The following is a 19439-nucleotide window of genomic DNA, read 5'->3' on the forward strand; positions in this document are numbered from 1 at the left end:
CCCCACTGCTGCCTCAACTGATGCCATGCTGACCCATTTCCTGATGCTCGCCCTCGGCCTCGTCACCCTGGTGGTGGGGGCTGATGCCATGGTCCGCGGCGCCTCGCGCCTGGCCGTCACCTTTGGCATCTCGCCACTGGTGGTCGGACTCACCGTGGTCGCCTTCGGCACCAGCGCGCCCGAACTGGCCGTATCGGTGGGCGCAACCCTGGGCGGCACTCCGGATCTGGCGATCGGCAACGTCATCGGCAGCAACATCGCCAACATCCTGCTCATCCTCGGCATCTCCGCGCTGATCACCCCGCTGCTGGTGGCCGAGCAGATCATCCGCCAGGAAGTGCCGATCATGATCGGCGCCTCCGTGCTGATGGTGGTCATGGCCCTCGATGGCAGCATCAGCCGGCTGGAAGGCGCCATACTCTTCGCGCTGGTGATCGCCTACACGGTCTTCCTGATCCGCCAGTCGCGGCGGGCCTCGCGTGAAGTCGAAGAGGAATTCGCCAGCGAGATCCCCAGCTCCGACTGGGACCGCCACTGGAGCGTGCAGGCCGCCCTCATCGTCGGCGGCCTCGCACTGCTGGTGCTGGGTGCGGACTGGCTGGTGGATGCCGCGGTGGCCGTGGCCCAGGCCTTCGGCGTCAGCGACCTGGTGATCGGCCTGACCATCGTCGCCGTCGGCACATCGATGCCGGAGGTCGCCACCTCCATCGTCGCCGCGCTGCGCGGCCAGCGCGACATTGCCGTAGGCAATGTGGTGGGCAGCAACGTCTTCAACATCTTCGCCGTCATCGGCGCCACCGGCCTGGTGTCGGCTACCGGCATCCCGGTCCCCGAAGCGGCACGCAACTTCGACCTCTGGGTGATGCTGGCGGTAGCCTTCGCCTGCCTGCCCATCCTCATCACCGGGCGCGAGATCGCACGCTGGGAGGGCGGCGTATTCCTTGGCTACTATGCCGCCTACACCGCCTGGCTGGTGCTTTCCGCGCAGCAGCACAACGCGCTGCCAGCCTTCTCCGGGATCATGCTCAGCTATGTGATGCCGCTGACGGTGATCACCCTGATCGTATCCATCATGCGCCACAACGGGCGGTCGCACTGACGGACGGTCACATGAAGGTCATCAGGATCCTTGCGCGCCGATGTGCGGCAAGCACGTTCCTGCAGGCTGGGCTCTCCATTGAGAACGCCGCGCTGCCGAGTTCCTCCGCCAGCTTTTCCAGCAGCTTGCGCAACCAACCCTTCGCCGCAAGGGAAACACCCCCGGCAAGACCGGCCAACAGCTCCTGGATACGCCGATTGCAGCGCCGAAGATCCGTCAGCAATGCCTCGGTTTCGGCTAGCGTGGCGGTATTGAAGAGATGCTGAGCGGCCCTCAGGACATTGTGATTTGACGGCCCGAAGAGCGCGCGCAATATCCTGAAGAGCGCGTTCTGCTCGCTCGCGGCAAGCGGGTGACTGGCGCTCATTTGCGCAAACTCCTGATGAAGAGACGCTCTACCGTCTCTGCAGCGAACCCTGAGAAACGAACCTGCATGATGACATCCGGATTGGCATCAACAAGCAGGAACAACACTGAACGGGAGCCTCCGAGACCGGCATACCCGCGCCCTTCCGCGGTTTCAAACTGCAGGCTGTCGATCGATCCGCCCAGTTCTTCCAAGAGCATGCGCCGTAGTTCGTCGAGTTCATGCCGCTGGATATCGGCAAGGCCAGCAAACACCTCCGTGCCACGCATCCCGAGCAGATAGGCCGGCAAGACATCCATCTGCAGGGGAAAGCCTATGTCCTCAGCGCTCAACAGTTCCGCAGACACGATGCCACCACCTGCGAACGCGAGGGTGACCGGATCTGCCAGCACACGCCCACGCATCAGTTCGGACAGCGGCACGTGCAGACGCAGTCCGGGCGTCGCACCGACCTGCACGTAGGCCTGCGTCACAGGCACAGTCGTGCACGCACCGAGGGTGAGCCCGGCAGTCAATGCGAGAGCCGCGGGGAATGCGAAGAAAGGGCCAGAGCGGCTCATTGCGTACTGCCTGCGGAATGCTTGGATGCTCATTATTCTAGAACAAAAATGACAACGTCAACGCCCGCCAAATCCATCACGCGCACGAGCACCACTTGGCTGCTGCGGTTGCTATAATCGCCAGGTTCCGAGGAGCGCTGCGAGGTGCCGCATGAGCCGGCCCCCAGGCTCGGAAAGCCACGGCTCCGCTGCTGTGGCCGTTTGAACGGCGCTCACCCGAAACGCTCCGAGCGCGTTTCGCTTCTCAACCCTGCCGGGTTGGGGATGCCGGGTGAGCCGCTGTGTCTTTCCCCCTCCCCCCCCGGCCATAGCATGGAGCTTCACATGGACGCTGTGGCTGAATTCAATGATTACGTGATTGCCGACCTCTCGCTGGCCGACTGGGGCCGCAAGGAAATCCGTATCGCCGAAACCGAGATGCCGGGCCTGATGGCGATCCGCGAGGAGTACGCCGCCAGCCAGCCCCTGAAGGGTGCGCGCATCACCGGCTCGCTGCACATGACCATCCAGACCGCGGTGCTGATCGAGACGCTGACCGCGCTCGGCGCCGAAGTCCGCTGGGCCTCGTGCAACATCTTCTCGACCCAGGATCACGCCGCCGCCGCCATCGCGGCCGAGGGCATCCCGGTGTTCGCGGTGAAGGGCGAATCGCTGACCGAATACTGGGACTACACCCACCGCATCTTCGAATGGGCCGACGGCGGCTACTCGAACATGATCCTCGACGACGGCGGCGACGCAACGCTGCTGCTGCACCTCGGCGCCAAGGCCGAGAAGGACATCTCGGTGCTGGCCAAGCCGGGTTCGGAAGAAGAAACCATCCTCTTCGCCGCGATCAAGGCCAAGCTGGCCGTCGATCCGACCTGGTACTCGGTGCGCCTGACGCAGATCAAGGGCGTGACCGAGGAAACCACCACCGGCGTCCATCGCCTGTACCAGATGCATGCCCGCGGCGACCTCAAGTTCCCGGCGATCAACGTCAATGACTCGGTGACCAAGTCCAAGTTCGACAACCTCTACGGTTGCCGCGAGTCGCTGGTCGATGGCATCAAGCGCGCCACCGACGTCATGGTCGCCGGCAAGATCGCCGTCGTCTGCGGCTACGGCGACGTGGGCAAGGGTTCTGCCCAGGCCCTGCGGGCCCTGTCGGCCCAGGTCTGGGTTACCGAAATCGACCCGATCTGCGCCCTGCAGGCCGCCATGGAAGGCTATCGCGTGGTCACCATGGAATACGCCGCCGACAAGGCCGACATCTTCGTCACCACGACCGGCAACTTCCACGTCATCACCCATGACCACATGGCCGCGATGAAGAACAACGCCATCGTTTGCAACATCGGCCACTTCGACAACGAAATCGACGTCGCCTCGCTGGAAAAGTACCAGTGGGAAGAGATCAAGCCGCAAGTCGACCACGTCATCTTCCCGGACGGCAAGCGCATCATCCTGCTCGCCAAGGGTCGCCTGGTGAACCTCGGTTGCGGCACCGGCCATCCGTCCTACGTGATGTCCTCGTCGTTCGCCAACCAGACCATCGCCCAGATCGAGCTGTTTACCAAGACCGCCGACTACCCGGTGGGTGTCTATACGCTGCCCAAGCACCTCGACGAGAAGGTCGCCCGCCTGCAACTGAAGACGCTCAACGTGCAATTGACGACGCTGACGCAACAGCAGGCCGACTATATCGGCGTGCCGGTGGAAGGCCCGTACAAGACCGACCACTACCGCTACTGACCGTCCGCAGCTGCCACCGAGACCGCCCCGATGAGCATGAACTCCTTCCATGCCCGCCAGGGCGGTCGGCCTCAGCTGGCAAAAGCGGACGAAAAGCCGGTCAAGACGCCGGTCGACCGCCACGGCCTGCTGCGCGCCGACGCCCTGCTGGTCCAGCACGGACTGGCAGCGTCGCGCACGCAGGCGCAGCGGCTGATCGGCGAAGGCAGGGTACTCGTCGACGGCAAGGCAATCACCAAGCCGTCTCTGGGACTGCCGGCCGACGCCGTCCTAAGCGTTGTCGAAGACGAAAGCGACCGCTACGTTTCGCGCGGCGGCCTCAAGCTGGCCGGCGCCCTGGCGCACACCGGTCTCGCTGTCGCCGGCAGGACCTGCCTCGATGTCGGGCAATCCACCGGCGGCTTCACCGACTGCCTGCTGCAGGCCGGCGCCGCGAAAGTGGTCGGCGTCGATGTCGGTCACGGCCAACTGCACGCCAAGCTGAAAGGCGACGGACGCGTCACCGCACTGGAAGGCATCAACTGCCGCTCACTGACCGCCGCCGATCTCGGCGACGCCATGCCGGCCGGCGGTTTCGACCTGATCGTCGGCGACGTCTCCTTCATCTCGATGACCCTGGTGCTGCCGCAACTGCCGGCGCTGCTCGCCGCCGACGGCGACCTGCTGCTGCTGATCAAGCCGCAGTTCGAGGTCGGTCCGCGAGGACTCTCCAAAGGCGGTATCGTGCGCGACACCAGGCTTTATGCAGTTGTGGAAGCCCGACTGCAGAGTTGCGCCGCAGCCTGCAGGTTGAAGGTGAAGAGCTGGCTCAGTTCACCGATCACTGGCACCGACGGCAACCACGAGTTCTTTATCTGGATGCAGCATGCACAAGGCTGAACGCTCGACCCGGCTTTCCCCGCAAACCGCGGAAGGCACCGAAAAACTGCGCGGCGTCCCCACCCGGCGGGGCGAGTTGCCGTCGGCGTAGCGGCCAGCCATAATGGATGCATTATGGAACCATAGGCACAAACCCATGCCAGTCACACTGACCATCAAACAGGTACCTGACGAAATGGCTGCGCGGCTGCGTAGACTGGCTGCACGCAATCATCGCTCCGTCCAGGGTGAACTGATGCACACGCTGGAAACCCTGCTTGCCACGCACAATCCAGCCGAAAGGGCCGAGCCCCCCACCCCCTCTCGGGCACGCAAACGGAGACCCAGCCCACAAGCCCCGTCTGCGCAGGAGAAGGCGCCCGATGACCTGCTATTCGAACTTGACCGTATCGTCGCTGGCACGCATTGGGGCAAGGCCCCTGTGCTCACGCGCGAGCAGGCCAACGATCGTGGCCTGACGCGCGAGATCGATCACCTTGTGCAGGAACTGAGGGCTGATTACCGTCCATGACCCCGGGCTACTTCCTCGACACCAACATCCTGATCTACGCCACCTCACTGGCGGCCGACCATGCAGGCAGGCGAGCGCTGGCGCGGGAATGGATCGCACGCACCGACTGGGGTCTATCCACCCAAGTGCTGATGGAGTTCTACGCCAACGCCCGCCAACCCCGCCACGGCCTGCCCACCGACGCCCCTCGCCGCCTGGTGGAGCAGTTCGCCAACTACCGTCCGGTTCAGCCCATGGACCGCGAGCTCGTGCTCGAGGCGCTTTCCTTGCGTGAACGCCACCAGCTCAGCCACTGGGACGCAACCATCCTGTGCGCTGCTCGCCGCCTGGGCGCCCACACAGTCATCAGCGAGGATCTGAACCACGGCCAGCGCTACGACGGGGTAGCGGTCTTCAATCCCTTTCTCGGCCAGACAGAACCTTAAATTGCCTCTGGATGCGACATGCACACACCTGAACTCTCCATCGAATTCTTCCCCCCGCAGACCACCGAAGGGGCCGAAAAGCTGCGCACCGTGCGTGATCAACTCGCCGTGCTGCAGCCGGCCTTTTTCTCGGTCACCTACGGCGCCGGCGGCTCCACCCGCGAGCGCACCTTCGCCACCGTGCAGGAGATCGCTGCCGCGGGCTTCGAGGCCGCCCCCCACCTCTCCTGCATCGGCTCCAGCCGCGCCCAGCTGCGCGACATCCTCGACGAATACGACGCCGCCGGCATCCGCCGCATCGTCGCACTGCGCGGCGACCTGCCCTCCGGGGTCGGCACTGCCGGCGAATTCCGCTACGCCAACGAACTGGTGGAGTTCATCCGCGCGGAAAGCGGGCAGCGCTTCCGCATCGAGGTCGCCGCCTATCCCGAGTGGCACCCGCAGGCAAAAAGCCCGCGCGACGACCTCATCGCCTTCCAGCGCAAGGTCGCCGCCGGCGCCGATTCGGCGATCACGCAGTATTTCTACAACATCGACGCCTATCTGCACTTCGTCGATGAAGCCCGCGCGCTCGACGTGGACATCCCCATCGTCCCCGGCATCATGCCGATCTCCAGCTTCAGCAAGCTGGCGCGCTTCTCCGACGCCTGCGGCGCCGAGATTCCGCGCTGGATGCGCCGCAAGTTCGAGAGCTTCGGCGACGACAGCGCTTCGGTGAAGGCCTTCGGCCTCGATGTGGTCACCGAGCTGTGCCAGCGCCTGCTCGAAGCCGGCGCGCCCGGCCTGCACTTCTACAGCATGAACCAGGCCGAAGCGACGCTGGCAATCTGCGAGCGCCTCGGGCTGATGCCGCAGGCACACTGATCAGTGATTCAACGGCGTGCCATCACCAGCACGCCGGCGATCACCAGCGCGGCGCCGGCAATCTGCGCGCCGCCGATGATCTCGTCGAGCATCAGCCAGCCGAGGAAGATGGTCACCACCGGCCCCAGGGTGCCGGTCAGCGACACCGGCCCCGCCCCCAGGCGGCGGATCGCCTCGGACACCAGCCACACCGGCGCAACGGTCGAAAACAGTGCCATCGCCAGCGCCAGTCCATGCACCGGCCAGGGCTGCAGCAGCGTTGCCGGTGGCCGCAGGGCGAAGAACTGGGCGAGACAGAACACGCAGGCGATGCTGGTCGCCACCGCGGTCACCCGCATCGACCCCAGCCGCCCGACCACCTCGCCGTTGCCCATCAGGTACAGCGCATAGGCCAGCGCACTGCCGAACACCAGGGCGGTGCCGAGCGCAACCTCACGCAACTCGCCGCCGACCTGCAGGTCGTGGCCAAGTGCCAGCGCCACACCCAGATAGCACAGAGCCAGCGCCACCCCCATGCGCCGCGTCACCGGCTTGCCGAGTAAGAGCGCGGAGAGGACGATGACCAGGGTCGGATAGAGGAAGAGGATGAGGCGCTCGAGTGCCGCGGTGATGTACTGCAGGCCGAGAAAGTCCAGATAGCTCGCCAGGTAATAGCCCAGGAAACCCAGCGTCGCCAGCGCGCTCCAGTCACGCCGCCCGAGCGGGCGCACCGCACGCCGCCCGGCGACCAGCGCCATGATCAGGAAGAAGGGCAGCGCATAGGCCATGCGCAGGGCGAGCAGGGTTTCCGCATCGACACCGTGGCGATAGGCGAGTTTGACGAGGATGGCCTTGAAGGAAAACCCCACCGCGCCCACCAGCGCAAACAGCAGCCCCACTCCCGTTCCCTGCCCCGCCACCCTGCCTCCCACGACTGTAGCGGCACCTGCCGCCGCAGCGCACAACGCCCCATGCTGGGCATTATCGCGCCAAGTAGCCGATAATGGACATCGATACCGCCGCAGATACGCCGATGACCGACGCCCCCGCTCCCCGCCAGCCCTTGCAGGGCAACCTGCGCGACCGCAGCCGCGCCGCGCTGCTCGACTGCCTGGGCGGATTCGCCCGTGACATGGGCTTCACCGAGGCACGGTGGGTCGAGCCCTTTCTTGCCGCCGCCGGCGAGTGCTTCGACGAACTGGCCGGACTGAAGGACCGCCGCGGCTTCGAACAGGCCCAGGGGCTGACCGCCTCGCGGATCAGTCTGGTGCATGAGTCAGACCTCGAATTCACCCTTGAACTCACCGACCTCGCCCGCCGCCTGCGTGAGCGCTGCAGTGCCGAGCTGGTCCGCCTGCACCGTCACTTCATGGTCCTGCTGCAGCAGCACAATGCCGCCGTCGAGCAGACCCCGGTGGGCCCGGAGGCCGTTTGCCGGGCCTTGCGCGCCCTCGCAGATGCCGTCGGCCTCGACCCCGAGCAGCGCCTGCGCTTCGTCGAGCGCAGCGCCGACCCCCTCGGCAGCGCGCTGCGGGTGCTGTACCGCGACCTGATCGCGCAGTTCGACAGTGCCGGACTGGCCGAGAAGCCGGCACAGCCCGCCCGCCGGCCACCCCCGCCTGCCGCCGCCCCTGCCACCAGCGCAGCCCCCCCTGCCGCCCGCCCCCCTGCGGGTGAAGCCCAGACAGCGCCGCCGGGGGGCGCCAATGCGCTCGCCGACCTCCACCGCCAGCTCCTCGCCCGCCGCCCGGGGCTGCCCCCGGGAAGCGATCAGGTGGCGCTCGACCCCGCCCTCGTCGCCGGCATCCGCCAGCAAGTGCTGGACTGGCTCGCCGCCCAGCAGGACAATGCCGCCCCGCCTCAGCTTGCCAGCAGCGAACTGGCCACACTGCTGCCACCGCACAGTGCCGCCGCGGTCGCCGTCGTGGAGTGCATCTTCGACACCCTCGCCGGCCATGAAGCCCTCGCCCCCGCAGTGGCGGAACTGCTCGGAAGGCTGCGGATCTCCTTCCTGCGCCTCGCCCTCACCGACCCCGCGCTGCTCGACGACAGCGCCCACCCCGCCCGTGCCACGCTCGATGCGCTGGTCGCACTGGGTGCCACGCTGGGGCGTGACTGCGCAGGCGACCACGCCCTCATCCCCACCCTGGACATCCTCACCCGCCAGCTGTCCACAGCCGCCGAGGCCGCCGCCTACGTCGATGTCCAGGCACAGCTCAAGGCCCTCGTAGACGAGCGCCGCCGCGCCGCCGCTGCGCTGGCACCACCCGCCAGCGAGCTCGCCGAACGTGCCGAGCGGCGGGAAAACTCCCTGCTCCTCGCCACCCGCGCGATCAACGCACTGATGAGCGCCGACACCCCGGCGGCGGTGAGCAATTTTCTCGCTTCGTCGTGGCTGCTGCTGCTCGCCCGCCTGCACTACACCCACGGCGACGGCCATGCGCAGTGGCGCCACAGCGTTGCCCTTGCCGACCGCCTGATCCGCAGCGCCTACCCGCCCGCCGATCCCCCTGGGCGGCAGAGCTGGCTGCAGGGTCTGCCGGCGCTGGTACGCGAGCTGCATCTGGGGCTGGCCGCACTGGGACTGGACGAAGCCGCGCGCGACAAGGCACTGGCGCAGTGCATGGCCATGCACGGCGCACTGATCACCGGCAAGCCCCTGCCAGCCGTGACGCCAGCCGCCCCGGCGAAGGCCGTGCTGAGCGCGCCGGTAGGAGCCAACGGCCTGCGCATCCTCCATCACCTCGGCCACGCCCCGGCGGCAATCAGCCCACACCCGGCGGCCACTGCCAGCCCCGGGCACTGGCTGGAGATCGATCTGCCGGAAGGCGGCAGCCTGCGCGGTTGCGTGGTGTGGACCGGGCCCAGTCAGCGCCTGCTGCTGCTCGCCGACCCCGACACCCCGACGGTACTCGCCGCCACCCGCCGCGCCCTCGGCGAACTCGCCGCCGCGCATCACTGCCGCGTGCTGGACCAACAGGGCTTCTGCGAACGCGCCGCGCGCCAGGCACTGGGGCACAGCGGCTGAGGCGGCGCTCAGCGCCGGCTGCTGCCGCCCAGCAAGGAACCCAGCAAACCGCGGACGATCTGCCGCCCGAGCGCGCTGCCCACCGTGCGCGTTACCGTCTTCGCGGCCACCTGTACCAGCCCGTCGCGTTTGCCGCCGCGCGGCCCGGTGGAGCCGAAGAGCAGATCGGCGACCCCCGAACCGCCACCGCCCGCGGGCTGCCCCTGCCCCGCAGGCGCCGCACGCCCGCCGCCTTGGGCGCTGCGCGCAGCCCCGGCTTCGGCCTGGGCACGAAGCATTTCATAGGCCGACTCGCGATCCACTTCCTGCTCGTAGTGGCCGTATAGCACCGAGGCGCGGATCGCCGCCCTGCGTTCATCCGCATCCAGCGGCCCCATGCGCGACACCGGCGCGACGATGGCTGCGCGCTCGACGACCTCCGGACGGCCCTTGTCGTCGAGGAAGGACACCAGCGCCTCGCCGACGCCAAGTTCGGTGATCGCCGCCGCGGCGTCGAAGGCCGGGTTGGCGCGCATGGTCTCCGCCGCCGTCTTCACCGCGCGCTGGTCGCGCGGCGTGAAGGCGCGCAGCGCGTGCTGGACGCGGTTGCCGAGCTGGCCGAGGACGCTGTCGGGGATGTCCGCCGGGCTCTGGGTGACGAAATACACCCCCACGCCCTTGGAGCGGATCAGCCGCACCACCTGCTCGATCTTGTCGACCAGCGCCTTCGGCGCATCGTTGAACAGCAGGTGGGCCTCGTCGAAGAAGAATACCAGCCGGGGCTTGTCGACGTCGCCGACCTCGGGCAGTTGCTCAAAGAGTTCGGCGAGCATCCACAGCAGGAAGGTGGAATACAGCTTCGGCGAGTTGTAGAGGCGCTCGGCGGCGAGGATGTTGACCACCCCGCGGCCCTGCGCGTCAGTCTGCATGAGGTCGGCGAGATCGAGCATCGGTTCGCCGAAGAAGCGCTCGCCGCCCTCCTGCTCCAGGCCCAGCAGGCCACGCTGGATGGCGCCGATGGAGGCCGCAGAGACGTTGCCGTAACCGGTGGTGTAGGTCTTCGCGTTGTCGCCGACGTGCTGCACCATGGCGCGCAGGTCCTTCAGATCGAGGAGCAGCAGCCCCTGATCGTCGGCGATCTTGAACACCAGCTGCAGCACACCGGACTGGATGTCGTTGAGATTGAGCAGGCGGGCGAGCAGCAGCGGCCCCATGTCGGAGATGGTGGCGCGCACCGGATGCCCGGCAGCGCCGAAGACGTCCCAGAACACCGCCGTGCATGCGCGCGGCTCGAAACTGTCGATGCCGATCGCCGCCAGACGCTGCAGCAGGCGCTCGGAGGCCACACCGGGAGCGCCGATGCCGGAGAGATCGCCCTTGACGTCGGCCATGAACACCGGCACGCCGATGCTGGCGAACATTTCCGCCATCTTCTGCAGGGTTACCGTCTTGCCGGTGCCGGTGGCGCCGGTGATGAGGCCGTGGCGGTTGGCCAGGCGCGGCAGCAGGTGGATGGAGTTGCCGCCACTGCGGGCGATGAGCAGGGGTTCGGTCATGGCTTCAGCTCCGTTCAGTCGGCATTGCAACGCGCCACGCAGCGCTCGTAATCCGCCGCGCAGGCGCTGCCGCGGCAGGCCCGCAGGACTTCGCCGCACACCCGCACGCAGGCGTTCCAGGCCTCCTGGCCGGCAGGCGGCGCGCTCAGCGACGGGCGGCTGGCGATGCGGCGCTGGCAGGCGGCAAGGTCGAAGTCGCGCGGCGGCCCCGGCAGCACCAGCCACTCCGCCGCGGAGAACTGCAGCGCGGCCTGCAGCGCCGCCACCCCGGCGGGCTGCACCAGGCCGGAACGCAACAGGCTTTCCAGCGCGGCGCAATCGGCGCGCGCGGCCTGCTCGGCACTCAGGGTGTCGAGCAGGGGCAGGCCGAGGTTGTGCCGCGCACAGGTTTGGGCGTAGAAGAACATCCGCACCTGCTCGCCCAGTTGCGGCAGCACCTCGGGGTTATACACGATGCGCGCCGCGGCGGCATCGACACGGCTGGCCACCACCACGTCGAGGGCCGGATCGAGCAGGGTCGCTACCGGTGCGCCATGGGCATCGGTGCAGCCGTGATAGCTGATCTCCACTTGCGCCAGCAGCGGCGCCGGACACAGCGCCGCGCAGGCCAGCAGCGCACGCATGAGATAAATTCGCATGATTCCTTGCTCCGCGTTTCTTGACCCGCCGAGCATACCACCGCCGCGCGCCCGCCGTGCGCGCGGGCGGGTATAATGCCGCCCCAGTTTTCCATCCACCGGCAGTATCGAGGACATTCCCATGGCTGGTCATTCCAAGTGGGCCAACATCCAGCACCGCAAGGGGCGTCAGGACGCCAGGCGCGGCAAGATCTTCACCAAGCTGATCAAGGAGATCACCGTTGCCGCCAAGCTCGGCGGCGGCGACCTGAGCGCCAATCCGCGCCTGCGCCTGGCGGTCGACAAGGCCAAGGGCGAGTCCATGCCCAAGGACAACATCGAGAATGCCATCAAGCGCGGCACCGGCCAGCTCGAAGGGGTCACCTACGAGGAGGCCCGCTACGAAGGCTACGGCATCGGCGGCGCTGCGGTAATGGTCGATTGCCTCACCGACAACAAGACCCGCACCGTCGCCGACGTGCGCCACGCCTTCTCCAAGTACGGTGGCAACATGGGCACCGACGGCTGCGTGGCCTTCCAGTTCAAGCACTGCGGCCAGCTGATGTTCGCCCCCGGCACCAACGAGGATGCGCTGATGGAAGCGGCGCTGGAGGCCGGCGCCGAAGACGTCGTCAGCAATGACGACGGCTCCATCGAAGTCATCACCGGGCCGTGGGAATTCACCGCGGTCAAGGAAGCGCTGGAAAAGGCCGGCTTCACCGCCGAGTTCGGCGAGGTCAGCATGAAACCTGCCAACGAGACCGAGCTTGCCGGCGACGACGCCGTGCGCATGCAGAAGCTCCTTGACGCCCTCGAAAGCCTCGACGACGTGCAGGAGGTGTATACCTCCGCAGTGCTCGAAGACTGAGCCCCCGCGCAGGCTTCCACCGACGGGCCGCCACTGCGGCCCGTCGGCGTTTACGCCCCCGCAGGCGTACCGGTGGAAGCGCATCGACGTGTCACTGCAGCCGCCGCTGCGGACGCGGCACCATGCGTGCATGACACTTTCCCGCCAGACCCTGCTGACCAGCGTTGCGCCACTGCTCTTCGTGCTGCTGTGGAGCACCGGCTTCATCGGCGCCAAGTACGGCCTGCCCTACGCCGAGCCGCTGAGCTTCCTGTCCACACGCTACGTGCTGGTCATCGCCCTGATGCTGCTGCTGGCGCTGGCAGCACGCGCGCCGTGGCCGCAGAGCCCGCGTGAATACCTGCACATCGGCATCGCCGGGGTGCTGCTGCAGGCCTGTTATCTCGGCGGCGTCTTCGTCGCCATCGACCGCGGCCTGCCGGCCGGCGTCACCGCGCTGGTGGTCGGCATGCAGCCCCTGCTCACCGCCCTGGGCGCGGGCTGGCTGCTCGGCGAACGGGTATCGGGGCGCCAGTGGGCAGGGCTGGCATTGGGCTTTGCCGGGGTCGCCCTGGTGGTCGGCGACAAGGCCGGCATGGCTGCCGACGCCGCAACAAGCCTGTGGCAGCCATTGCTGCCGGCCGTGGTCGCACTGTTCGCCATCACCCTCGGCACGCTCTACCAGAAGCGCTTCTGCCCGCGCTTCGACCTGCGCACCGGCTCGGTGATCCAGTTCCTGCCTACGCTGGCGCTCACCGCAGTCCTCGCCAGCCAGACCGAAACCATGGTCATCGACTGGCAGGGCGAGTTCGTCTTCGCCCTGCTGTGGCTGGTGCTGGTGCTCTCACTGGGGGCGATCAGCCTGCTCAACCTGCTGATCCGCAATGGCAGCGCGGTCAACGTCGCCAGCCTGTTCTATCTCACCCCGCCGACCACCGCGCTGATCGCCTGGGCGATGTTCGGCGAGACCCTCGGCCCGCCGGCGCTGGCCGGCATGATCATCGCGGTCTGTGGCGTCTGGCTGGCGCGCAGGGCATAGTATCGGCGCATGAACACCGCCACCCGCAGCGTCGCCACGCGCATCCTCGGCCTCGACCCGGGCCTGCGCATCACCGGTTTCGGGCTCATCGACCGTCTCGGCAGCCAACTGCGCTACGTCGCCAGCGGCACCATCCGCACCGCGGACGGCGAGCTGCCCGGGCGCCTGCGCACCCTGCTCGACGGCGTGCGCGAAGTCATCGCCACCTACTCGCCGGATCAGGTGGCGGTGGAAAAGGTCTTCGTGAACGTCAATCCGCAATCCACCCTGCTGCTCGGTCAGGCCCGCGGGGCGGTGATCTGCGGCGCGGTATCGTGCGACCTGGAGGTCGCCGAATACACCGCGCTGCAGGTCAAGCAGGCCGTGGTGGGCTATGGCAAGGCCGGCAAGGAGCAGGTCCAGCACATGGTCCAGCGCCTGCTCGACCTGCCCGCGGCCCCCGGCCCCGACGCCGCCGATGCGCTGGCCTGCGCGATCTGCCACGCCCATGGCGGCAACGGCCTCGGTGCGCTGGCCGGCAGCGGCGCGCAGCGGCGCGGCGGGCGCATCATCCTGCCGCGCGGGAGGCGCTGAATTCCTGGCGAGCGGAACGGCAAGGGCTACATTGAGTCAGTGCATCATCCCCACCCACAACGAGAGGAGACGACGATGAACGATCAAGCCCATTTCGACAGCCTGCTGCCCGCCGCCCGCGTGGACCGGCGCGGCTTCATGACCACGCTGGGCGCGGCGAGTTTCGCCCTCGCGGTGCAGCCGGTGATGGCGCAGACGGTGATCGACACCCCGGCCACCGGGCTGAGCCACGGCAACGCCACGGTGCCCGCGGGCGGCGACGCCCTGCCGGTGTATTTCGCCCGCCCGGCAACCGGCACGCAATTGCCGGTGGTGCTGGTGGTGCAGGAGATCTTCGGCGTGCATGCCTACATCCAGGACGTCTGCCGCCGCCTCGCCCACGAAGGCTACCTGGCCATCGCCCCGGAGCTGTTCTTCCGCCAGGGCAACCCGGCGGCGATCGACAACGTCGCCGAGATCATCTCCGCCATCGTCTCCAAGGTGCCCGACGCCCAGGTGATGGCAGACCTCGACGCCTGCGCGGCGTGGGCACCGAGCCAGGGCGGCAATCCGGCGCAGCTGGCGATCACCGGCTTCTGCTGGGGCGGGCGCATCACCTGGCTGTACGCCGCCCACAACCCGCAACTGAAGGCCGGCGTGGCCTGGTACGGGCGCCTTGACGGTGCTCCTGCCGGCAACACCCCGCAGCACCCCATCGACGTCGCCGCCGCGCTCCACGCGCCCGTGCTGGGGCTCTACGGTGGCCAGGACCAGGGCATCCCGGTCGAGGACGTGGACATGATGCGCGACGCCCTCAGCGCTGCCGCCAGCCCCAGCGAGATCGTCCTCTACCCCGACGCCCCTCACGCTTTCCATGCCGACTACCGCCCCAGCTACCGCAGCGCGGAGGCCGCAGACGGCTGGGAGCGCCTGCTGGCCTGGCTGCGCCAGCACGTAGGCTGAACACTTACAGCCACCGCAGAAGCCCATCCGCTCTTGCACACCTGCCACCAAAGCGCGTTAAAGTTGCACCGCACAAGCGTCGTATACTCAGGCGAGACGGGCCTCGAAAGCGGCTCTGGGGCCGCCCTCGGGACCCGTCTCAGGAAAACAGCAGCGGACTCCAGATAACATGAAAACCATCTTCATCGTCGACGATTCGGCCACCATCCTGCTCAGCATCTCCGGCATTCTCAGCAAGGCCGGCTACGGCGTCGAAAAGGCCTCCAGCGCCCTCGACGCGCTGAAGAAGTTCCAGGGCGGGGTGAAGGTCGACCTGCTCATCACCGACCTCAACATGCCGGGCATGAACGGCATTGAGTTCATCAAGGAAGTGCGCAAGCTGCCGGCCTACCGCTTCATGCCCATCCTCTTCCTGACCACCGAATCGCAGCAATCCAAGAAAGTCGAGGCCAAGGCTGCCGGCGCCTCGGGCTGGATCGTCAAGCCCGCCTCCGCCGACGAACTGCTCAACACCATCAAGCTGGTCATGCGCTGAGCGCCGCCGGCCCCCGTCACGGAACGACCTCCATGGACTTCACCGCCCTCCTCAGACGTTCGATCATCGTCGCCGTCGTGGTCGCGCTCGGTGCCGGGACCACGGTGTTCTTCCTCAACGAGTGGTTCCACGACGAGTTCCTCACCGGCCTCGGCATCGCCCAGCCGCTCGGCGACGCGATGGGCACCGTGCTCATTGTCGGCGTCGCCTACCTCGCCCAGCGCCTGGTGTCGCTGGCCTTCTTCCGCGACCAGATGTTCGGCCTGGCCTCGGCGCAGCAGCGCATCGAACAGTCCTCGCGCACCATGGGTACGCTCAGCGACGAAGTCGCGGCCGAATTGCAGGCGGTACCGACCTACAACGGCGTGCTGCGCAGCCAGCTCGACAGCGTCGTGCAGCAGACCGAGCAGGCCGCCTACAGCATCACCGAGCGCCTGCAGGCCATCGACACGGTGGTGACCCGCCTCAATGACTTCGTCACCACCAGCTCGGCAGAGTCCAGTGACCTGGTCGAGCACTCCGAAGAGAACATCGAACAGAACCAGCGCCTGATCGACAAGATGCGCCGCTACATCGACGCCCGCATCCAGGAAGCGCAGGACGACCAGGCGCGCGTCGCCCAGGTGGTCGAGGAAGCCCGTTCGCTGGAGTCGCTCACCAAGCTGATCAAGGACATCGCCGCGCAGACCAACCTGCTCGCCCTCAATGCCGCCATCGAGGCCGCCCGCGCCGGTGAGGCCGGACGCGGCTTCGCCGTGGTCGCCGACGAGGTTCGCAAGCTCTCCGCGGAAACCGAAAAGGCAGTGCTGGCAATCAACCAGGGCATCCAGGGCGTTGCCGGCACCATCGAGATCCAGCTGAAGGAAAAGCTGTCCACGGTGAATCTCGACAAGGAGCAGGCCGCGCTCGGCCAGTTCGCCGACCAGCTGATCGGCCTCGGACGCAGCTACGAGGACATCCTGCGCCACCAGGAGACCGTCATCCAGACCGTCAAGGCGAGCAGCGAAGAACTCTCCGCGATGTTCCTCGACACCCTCGCCAGCGTGCAGTTCCAGGACGTCACCCGGCAGCAGATCGAGCACACCACCGAGGCCCTGAGCCGCCTCGACGAGCACCTCGGCGGGCTCGCCGAGCGCCTGCTGCAGGCCGACAACCCCGATTTCAAGTACGTGCCGCTGACCCAGCACCTCGAAGAGCTCTATGCGCGTTACGTGATGGACAGCCAGCGCAGCGTGCACCAGGATGCCCTCCACCAGGACACGGGGGACGGCGGCAGCAAGGGCAGCGCCAAGATCGAGCTGTTCTGAGCCCCCGGCCCACGCGCCTACAGCCACAAGGGAGACACGATGACTGACAAGGCCCGCACAAGCAGCCAGCGCCTGGCGATCGTCGAGGACATGACGATCTACAACGCCGCCGCCCAGAAGAGCAGCCTGATCGAAGCCCTCGGCGCCTGCGACGAGCTCGAGCTCGACCTCTCCGCCGTCGCCGAGATCGACACCGCCGGCTTCCAGCTCCTCGTGCTGCTCAAGCGTGAAGCGCTGCGGCGCGGCAAGCAGGCCCGTATCGTCGCCCACAGCGCGGCGGTGCGCGAACTGGTGGACTTCTACAACATGGCCGCCGAGTTCGGCGACCCGATGCTGATTCCGGCCCAGGAGGCGCGCTGAGCATGGATGAAATCACCTCCGTCTTCGTCACCGAGAGCCGCGAACAGCTCGCGGCGATGGAATCCGCCCTGCTGGAGCTGGAGAACAGCCCCGACGATGCCGACATCCTCGGCGCCATCTTCCGCGCCGCGCACACCATCAAGGGCGGCGCCGGGGTCATCGAGTGCAACTTCCTGGTGGCCTTCACCCATGTGGTGGAAAGCGCCCTCGACAAGCTGCGCAACGGCGAGATCAACGCCAATGCCGACCTCGTCGCCCTGCTGCTGGCGTGCTCGGACCACATGGGCAACCTCATCGGCGTGCTCGAATCCGGCGCCGAAGCCCCCGACGCCGAACTGCAGGGCGAGGGCGACGCCCTCCTTGCCCGCCTGCAGCGCGACTGGCTCAACGCCGGCGGCGCGGACGCCGCCACCCACCCTGCCGCCCCGGCCGCCGACGCGGTGCTGAGCAGCGGCGGCGGCGTGGTGGAGACCGACTGCTGGCACATCTCGCTGCGTTTCGGCCCCGACGTGCTGCGCGGCGGCATGGATCCGCTGTCCTTCCTGCGCTACCTCGGTTCACTGGGCAGCATCGAACGCCTGGAAACCATTGCCGACGCCATGCCGGCAGCCGACGAGATGGACCCGGAGGCCTGCTACCTCGGTTTCGAGATCAGCTTCGCCTCCAGCGCCGACAAGGCCGCCATCGAACGCGTGTTCGATTTCGTCCGCGACGAATGCACGCTGCACATCCTGCCGCCGCGCAGCAAGCTCGCCGACTACATGCAGCTGGTGATGGCGCTGCCCGAAGACAGCATGCGTCTGGGCGAGATCCTGGTGCGCATCGGCGCGCTGACCCAGGCCGAACTGGAAGAAGGGCTGGCGACCCAGAATGCCGCCGCGCTGCTGCCCCCCGACGAGGACGAAGACAGCGCGCTCGCCGCGCCGCCACCGCAACTCGGCGAGATCCTCGTCGAGCAGAAGGTCGTGCAGCCCGAGCTGGTCGAAGCCGCGGTGGTCAAGCAGAAGCAGGTCAGTGACAAGAAGGCCGCCGAAGCGCGACTGATCCGCATCCCCGCCGACAAGCTCGACCGCCTCATCGACCTCGTCGGCGAGTTGGTGATCGCCGGCGCCAGCGTCAACCTGCTCGCCAGCCGTGCCGGCCAGGCCGATCTCACCGAGGCCACCTCCATCGTCAGCCGCCTCGTGGAGAGCATCCGTGACTCCGCGCTGCAACTGCGCATGGTGCAGATCGGGGAGACCTTCAACCGCTTCAACCGTGTCGTGCGCGACGTCTCCAGGGAGCTCGGCAAGGACATCGAGCTGGTCATCTCCGGCGGCGAGACCGAGCTCGACAAGTCGGTGGTGGAAAAGATCGGCGACCCGCTGATGCACCTCGTGCGCAACGCCATCGACCACGGCATCGAGCCCCCCGAGGTGCGCGCCGAGCACGGCAAGGACCCGCGCGGGCGCCTGGAACTCAACGCCTTCCACGACTCCGGCAGCATCGTCATCGAGATCGTCGACGACGGCGCCGGACTGAATCGCGACAAGATCACCCGCAAGGCCGTCGAGCGCGGCATCATCGCTGCCGGCCAGACCCTCTCCGACAACGAAATCTACGGTCTCATCTTCGAGGCCGGCTTCTCCACCGCCGAGCAGGTTTCCAACCTCTCCGGGCGTGGCGTCGGCATGGACGTGGTGAAGCGCAACATCCAGAGCCTGCGCGGCCGCGTCGAGGTCGATTCGAAGGTCGGCGAGGGCACCCGTTTCTCCATCCGCCTGCCGCTCACCCTGGCGATCATCGACGGCTTCCTGGTCGGCGCCGGCGAGGCCAGCTACGTGGTCCCGCTCGACATGGTGGTCGAGTGCATGGAGCTGCAGGACCAGCCGCGCGACCGCAACTACCTCAACCTGCGCGGCGAGGTGCTGCCCTTCATCCGCCTGCGCGAACTCTTCGAACTGCCGGGCGCACGACCGAAGCGCGAGAACGTCGTGGTGGTCAAGGCTGCCGGACAGAAGGCCGGCATCGTCGTCGACCAGCTCCTCGGCGAATTCCAGACCGTCATCAAGCCGCTCGGCCACCTCTTCCGCAACCTGCGCGGCATCGGCGGCTCGACCATCCTCGGCAGCGGCGAGGTGGCGCTGATCCTCGACGTGCAGGCGCTCGCCCAACTGGCTGCGCGCGGCGAGGATCATGCCCACGACACCGCCCACGGCCGCTGAGGCCCCGCCTCCACCCGATCGATATAGCGATAGA

At 67.5% G+C, this 19439-nt stretch carries 20 protein-coding genes and 1 riboswitch; of the genes, 15 read left to right on the plus strand and 5 right to left on the minus strand.

All coding sequences use genetic code 11. From position 1 onward, the window contains the following. Positions 1-25: 25 nt before the first annotated feature. Positions 26-1099, plus strand: a complete 1074-nt coding sequence (locus tag C8261_RS13865; RefSeq protein WP_107494318.1) for a calcium/sodium antiporter — start codon at positions 26-28, stop codon at positions 1097-1099. A gap of 7 nt (positions 1100-1106) precedes the next feature. Here C8261_RS13865 and C8261_RS13870 read toward each other — a convergent pair whose 3' ends face one another. Both C8261_RS13870 and C8261_RS13875 read right to left on the minus strand, forming a co-directional pair. Then, positions 1107-1466 carry a hypothetical protein gene (locus C8261_RS13870; protein ID WP_107494319.1) on the minus strand — a complete coding sequence of 120 codons (360 nt, stop codon included), beginning with the start codon at positions 1464-1466 and terminating at the stop codon, positions 1107-1109. Further along, positions 1463-2026 carry a hypothetical protein gene (locus tag C8261_RS13875; RefSeq protein ID WP_107494320.1) on the minus strand — a complete coding sequence of 188 codons (564 nt, stop codon included), beginning with the start codon at positions 2024-2026 and terminating at the stop codon, positions 1463-1465. Before C8261_RS13875 ends, C8261_RS13870 begins: the two co-directional genes overlap by 4 nt. Positions 2027-2149: 123 nt before the next feature. Continuing rightward, positions 2150-2247: riboswitch (S-adenosyl-L-homocysteine riboswitch) on the plus strand. Between the two features lie 103 nt (positions 2248-2350). Between C8261_RS13875 and ahcY the strand changes: the two genes are divergently transcribed. From ahcY to metF, 5 genes are all read left to right on the plus strand, one after another. After that, positions 2351-3760: an adenosylhomocysteinase gene (ahcY, locus tag C8261_RS13880; RefSeq protein WP_107494321.1), complete on the plus strand. Its 1410-nt coding sequence runs from the start codon at positions 2351-2353 to the stop codon at positions 3758-3760. Between the two features lie 30 nt (positions 3761-3790). After that, positions 3791-4639 (plus strand): TlyA family RNA methyltransferase, encoded by an 849-nt coding sequence (locus tag C8261_RS13885; RefSeq protein WP_107494322.1) that lies wholly within the window; start codon positions 3791-3793, stop codon positions 4637-4639. Between the two features lie 136 nt (positions 4640-4775). After that, positions 4776-5150, plus strand: a complete 375-nt coding sequence (locus C8261_RS17205; RefSeq protein WP_146161686.1) for a FitA-like ribbon-helix-helix domain-containing protein — start codon at positions 4776-4778, stop codon at positions 5148-5150. Further along, entirely contained in the window at positions 5147-5575 is a 429-nt protein-coding gene (locus C8261_RS13890; protein WP_107494323.1) for a PIN domain-containing protein, read from the plus strand. The genes C8261_RS17205 and C8261_RS13890 overlap by 4 nt, the downstream gene beginning before the upstream one ends. An 18-nt stretch (positions 5576-5593) precedes the next feature. Further along, positions 5594-6439 carry a methylenetetrahydrofolate reductase [NAD(P)H] gene (gene metF, locus C8261_RS13895; protein ID WP_107494324.1) on the plus strand — a complete coding sequence of 282 codons (846 nt, stop codon included), beginning with the start codon at positions 5594-5596 and terminating at the stop codon, positions 6437-6439. Between the two features lie 8 nt (positions 6440-6447). On the opposite strand, the gene C8261_RS13900 is transcribed toward metF, so the two are convergent. Continuing rightward, positions 6448-7317 (minus strand): DMT family transporter, encoded by an 870-nt coding sequence (locus tag C8261_RS13900; RefSeq protein ID WP_235864930.1) that lies wholly within the window; start codon positions 7315-7317, stop codon positions 6448-6450. A 104-nt stretch (positions 7318-7421) separates the two neighbouring features. Between C8261_RS13900 and C8261_RS13905 the strand changes: the two genes are divergently transcribed. Then, positions 7422-9446: a DUF1631 family protein gene (locus C8261_RS13905; protein ID WP_107494326.1), complete on the plus strand. Its 2025-nt coding sequence runs from the start codon at positions 7422-7424 to the stop codon at positions 9444-9446. Between the two features lie 8 nt (positions 9447-9454). On the opposite strand, the gene C8261_RS13910 is transcribed toward C8261_RS13905, so the two are convergent. Together C8261_RS13910 and C8261_RS13915 are read right to left on the minus strand one after the other, a co-directional pair. Further along, on the minus strand, positions 9455-10981 hold the full coding sequence (locus C8261_RS13910) for a helicase HerA-like domain-containing protein (protein WP_107494327.1): 1527 nt from the start codon (positions 10979-10981) through the stop codon (positions 9455-9457). Positions 10982-10995: 14 nt separating this feature from the next. Next, positions 10996-11619, minus strand: a complete 624-nt coding sequence (locus C8261_RS13915) for a hypothetical protein (protein WP_146161687.1) — start codon at positions 11617-11619, stop codon at positions 10996-10998. A gap of 121 nt (positions 11620-11740) precedes the next feature. Between C8261_RS13915 and C8261_RS13920 the strand changes: the two genes are divergently transcribed. The 8 genes from C8261_RS13920 to C8261_RS13955 all read left to right on the plus strand — a co-directional run bounded on the left by C8261_RS13920 (position 11741) and on the right by C8261_RS13955 (position 19405). After that, on the plus strand, positions 11741-12466 hold the full coding sequence (locus tag C8261_RS13920) for a YebC/PmpR family DNA-binding transcriptional regulator (RefSeq protein WP_107494329.1): 726 nt from the start codon (positions 11741-11743) through the stop codon (positions 12464-12466). A 130-nt stretch (positions 12467-12596) separates the two neighbouring features. Then, entirely contained in the window at positions 12597-13484 is an 888-nt protein-coding gene (locus C8261_RS13925; protein ID WP_107494330.1) for a DMT family transporter, read from the plus strand. 9 nt (positions 13485-13493) lie between these two features. Next, positions 13494-14057 (plus strand): crossover junction endodeoxyribonuclease RuvC, encoded by a 564-nt coding sequence (gene ruvC, locus C8261_RS13930; protein WP_107494331.1) that lies wholly within the window; start codon positions 13494-13496, stop codon positions 14055-14057. A 75-nt stretch (positions 14058-14132) separates the two neighbouring features. Next, positions 14133-14999, plus strand: a complete 867-nt coding sequence (locus C8261_RS13935; RefSeq protein WP_107494332.1) for a dienelactone hydrolase family protein — start codon at positions 14133-14135, stop codon at positions 14997-14999. A 169-nt stretch (positions 15000-15168) separates the two neighbouring features. Next, a complete protein-coding gene (locus tag C8261_RS13940; protein WP_107494333.1) occupies positions 15169-15534 on the plus strand; it encodes a response regulator in 366 nt (121 codons plus the stop codon). Positions 15535-15566: 32 nt separating this feature from the next. Then, a complete protein-coding gene (locus C8261_RS13945; protein WP_107494334.1) occupies positions 15567-16841 on the plus strand; it encodes a methyl-accepting chemotaxis protein in 1275 nt (424 codons plus the stop codon). 39 nt (positions 16842-16880) lie between these two features. Continuing rightward, positions 16881-17201, plus strand: a complete 321-nt coding sequence (locus tag C8261_RS13950; RefSeq protein WP_107494335.1) for an STAS domain-containing protein — start codon at positions 16881-16883, stop codon at positions 17199-17201. 2 nt (positions 17202-17203) lie between these two features. Continuing rightward, complete coding sequence (locus C8261_RS13955) at positions 17204-19405, plus strand: chemotaxis protein CheA (protein ID WP_107494336.1); 2202 nt, start codon at positions 17204-17206, stop codon at positions 19403-19405. Positions 19406-19439: the final 34 nt, after the last annotated feature.

It is taken from the genome of Pseudothauera lacus, assembly GCF_003034845.1.
Classification (GTDB): Bacteria; Pseudomonadota; Gammaproteobacteria; order Burkholderiales; family Rhodocyclaceae; genus Pseudothauera; species Pseudothauera lacus.